This is a genomic window from Streptosporangium sp. NPDC048886, from assembly GCF_055586905.1.
The window spans coordinates 1-3,167 of sequence record NZ_JBVJHH010000104.1 but is presented as its reverse complement, the minus strand read 5'-3'; the positions used below and the strand labels follow the sequence as shown (position 1 = coordinate 3,167).

4 protein-coding genes are annotated in these 3,167 nt (G+C 70.6%); 1 reads left to right on the top strand and 3 read right to left on the bottom strand.

Going from position 1 to position 3,167, the window contains the following annotated elements; genetic code table 11:
- The coding region (locus ACZ6R6_RS49215) for a LacI family DNA-binding transcriptional regulator (RefSeq protein ID WP_470104449.1) at window positions 1–179 on the bottom strand (179 nt) is incomplete at its 3' end.
- A 308-nt stretch (window positions 180–487) separates the two neighbouring features.
- Between ACZ6R6_RS49215 and ACZ6R6_RS49210 the strand changes: the two genes are divergently transcribed.
- The gene (locus ACZ6R6_RS49210) at window positions 488–1,771 is read left to right on the top strand and encodes an ABC transporter ATP-binding protein (RefSeq protein WP_470104448.1); all 1,284 of its coding nucleotides are present in this window, start codon (window positions 488–490) and stop codon (window positions 1,769–1,771) included.
- A gap of 80 nt (window positions 1,772–1,851) precedes the next feature.
- Here the strand turns inward: ACZ6R6_RS49210 and ACZ6R6_RS49205 are convergent, their stop codons facing one another.
- Together ACZ6R6_RS49205 and ACZ6R6_RS49200 are read right to left on the bottom strand one after the other, a co-directional pair.
- Complete coding sequence (locus ACZ6R6_RS49205) at window positions 1,852–2,484, bottom strand: ACT domain-containing protein (protein WP_470104447.1); 633 nt, start codon at window positions 2,482–2,484, stop codon at window positions 1,852–1,854.
- A gap of 441 nt (window positions 2,485–2,925) precedes the next feature.
- On the bottom strand, window positions 2,926–3,167 hold a 242-nt coding region (locus ACZ6R6_RS49200; protein ID WP_470104446.1), incomplete at its 5' end, for a substrate-binding domain-containing protein.

Genomic DNA, 3,167 nt, shown 5'->3' with positions numbered 1-3,167 from the left:
CCCATGACGTCGAGCGCGGCCAGGACGGCCTGCCGGGTGGCGGCCGAGACACCCGGCTTGCCGTTGAGCACCCGGCTCACGGTCGCCTCGCTCACTCCTGACTGGGCGGCGATGTCGGCCAGCCGGATGCCCGCTCCCTCGGGGCGGGACCGCGAGGTCTGCGTGAGTTCACCGTCCATCAGAAGTACCCCACCATGCTGCTGAATTGGGCGCAACCCCGACGGTATTCAACGCCCTGGATGTGAAACTCGTTTCCGAAAGTTTTCGTAAACTGTAACATCCCTTGCTCTCTGTCACGGCCGTCACCTCGTATGCGGCCGGAAATCCCCTAATTCGCTACTTAGCTACTCATCAGGAACAGGGAAGTAACCAGCAGATGTGCGATTTCTAACGACATCTATGGACACGCGGGCAAGTAGCGCGATGTACTACCTCATCAATCACACGGCTGGATCCGGGCAGTGGCGCCCGGGGGGAACGAGCGCGCATGAGTACCGTCGTCCTCGACAATGTGACCAAGGTCTACCCCGGCGGGTACCTGGCGGTTGACCGCATGAACCTGCGCGCCGAAAACGGGGAATTCCTCGTTCTGCTGGGGCCCTCCGGCTGCGGCAAGTCCACGCTGCTCCGGATGATCGCCGGCCTGGAGGAGGTCACCTCCGGGGACCTGTGGCTGGGCGGCACGCTCGCCAACGACCTCGCCCCGCGCGACCGGGACGTCGCCATGGTCTTCCAGAACGGCGCGCTCTATCCGCACCGCACGGTGCGCGGCAACATGGCCTTCCCCCTGGAGATCGCCAAGGCCGACCCGGCGATGGTCAGGGAGCGCGTGACGGAGCTGTCCAAGGCGCTGCACATCGACGAGACCCTCGAGCGCCGCCCTGGAACGCTCTCCGGCGGCCAGCGCCAGCGTGTCGCGATGGGCAGGGCGATCGTCCGCCAGCCCTCGCTCTTCCTGATGGACGAGCCGCTGTCCAACCTCGACGCGGGCATGCGCACCGAGCTCCGCATGGAGATCTCCTCGCTGGTCCGATCCCTCGGCGTGACCACGATCTACGTGACGCACGACCAGGTCGAGGCCCTGACGCTGGCCGACCGGATCGCCATCATGAACCGCGGCGTGCTCCAGGACGTCGGCACCCCCGCCCAGGTATACAACGACCCGGCCACCGCCTTCACCGCCGCCTTTCTCAGCTCCCAGCAGCTCAACCTGCTCGCGGCCACCGTGCGCACCCCGCAGAACCAGTTCATCCTGCTGGACTTCGGGGTCCACCAGATCATGATCCCTTGGACCGATCCCAGGGCCTACGCCATCTCCCAGCACGTCGGCCGCCAGATCATCGTCGGCCTGCGCCCGGACTGCCTGGCCCCGGTCCCCGAGACGTTCGAGGGCCCCACCTTCCTCGGCCGCGTCCGGGCCCTGGAGTATCACGGCCACGAGTGGCTCGCCTACGTCGAGAGCGGCATCCCCACGGTGGCCGTCCCCGAGCCTCCGGACCCCCGGCACAAGGCCCGCGGCCTGGCGGCCGCCGCCCCGGGCGGCCGGGCCCGCGCGGTCATCAGGCGCCTGCTGCCCGGCTCCGGATTCGACCCCGAGCCCGAGCAGGCCCAGGAGCAGGTCGGCGGGACCCACCGCCGGGCAGACCTGATCGTCCGCGTCGGCTCCCGCCCCGTCTGGCGGACCGGCGAACCGGCCCGCGTGGGCGTCGACACCACCCGCCTGATGCTCTTCACCCCCGACGGCTCCCGGATCGACCCCCCGCACCGCTGACCGGCCGGCCCGGCCCCGCCGTACCCCGCGTGGCCCGCCGTACCCTGTCCGGCCCCGCGTCCGCCGGGTCCGCCCCGGGATCAGCGGCCGATGATGGAGACGATCTCGACGACCCGGGCGGCACGGTCCAGCTCCGCCCGGTGGAAGGACGGCCCTTCGGGGCGGGCGAGGACCAGGTGCAGGCCCGCGCCCGGCACCGGGAGACTCATCAGACGATGGCTGCCCGAGGCGAGGGTCGAGGGGCGCAGGGGGGTGAGATCGCCCGCCTTGACGCCGAGGAGGCCGCCTTCTCCGTCGAGCGCGGCGGGGGCCTGCCAGCTCCGGTGGACGAGCTCACCGCTCCCCGAGGACAAGGCGACCGCCCATTCGGCGCTCAGCAGGCCGGGCACGGCGTCCACGAGGGTGGCGAAGGCCCGGGCGGGGTCGGTCGCGACATGTTTGAGCAGGTCGTAGTCGGGGGCGGCGCCGGGGATCTCCCGGGTGGGCCAGACGGCCTCGACGCGTATGCCGGGCACGACGGACAGGCGTTCCCGGACCGTCTCGGCGTCGGCGGCGCCGGGCCAGGCGACGGTGAAGTCGTCCACGGCCCGGCCGGTCTCGCGCTCCAGCACCGTCACCTGGAGGATGTCGGCCCCCAGCGTGCCGAGCACCCGGGCGACCTGCCCCAGGGCGCCCGGACGGTCAGGGAAGGACACCCGTAGCCGCAACATCATTGTCGATCACCTCTCTTTGGACAGCCAGGGTGTCCTAGACAGGTTTCACGAAGGTTCCGGGGAGATGTCCAGGATAAGACCTGGCATCCGAAAACATCAGTCCTGACAGGGCGCAGCGCCGGAGGATGCCGAGCACCTCGTGGCCGCTGAGCCGGGCGGAGGGCGGCACCGCCGTACCACCGGCCTTGACCACCGCCGGGACCGGGCCGCGGGCGGCCCGGGTGACGCACGTGCCGAGGAGAGGGATAGGCCGGATACGGCCGATCCCCGGGGAAAGGGGGGTCGGCTCTCCCGGAGGGGCGACCCCCGAGAGGGCGGCCGGGTCCCCGGGAGAGGGGGCGGCGGAGGATCCCCAGGACAGAAGTGTCGGCGGGGATCCCCAGGAGAGGGATCCTCAGGAGAGGAGAGAAGGGTCGGCGGAGGCCCTCCGGGAGAGGAGGGTCAGCGGAGGATCTTCGGGCCCGAACCCGTGGAGCCGCGCACGATGAACTCCGGCTGGAAGATGAGCTCGGAGTGCTGCACGGGTGCGCCGGAGACGGCCTCCAGCAGGGTGTGCACCGCGGCGGTCACCATCGACTGGACCGGCTGGCGGACGGTGGTCAGCGGCGGATCGGTGAAAGCGATCAACGGCGAGTCGTCGAACCCCACCACCGACACCTCCCCCGGCACCGACAACCCCCGAT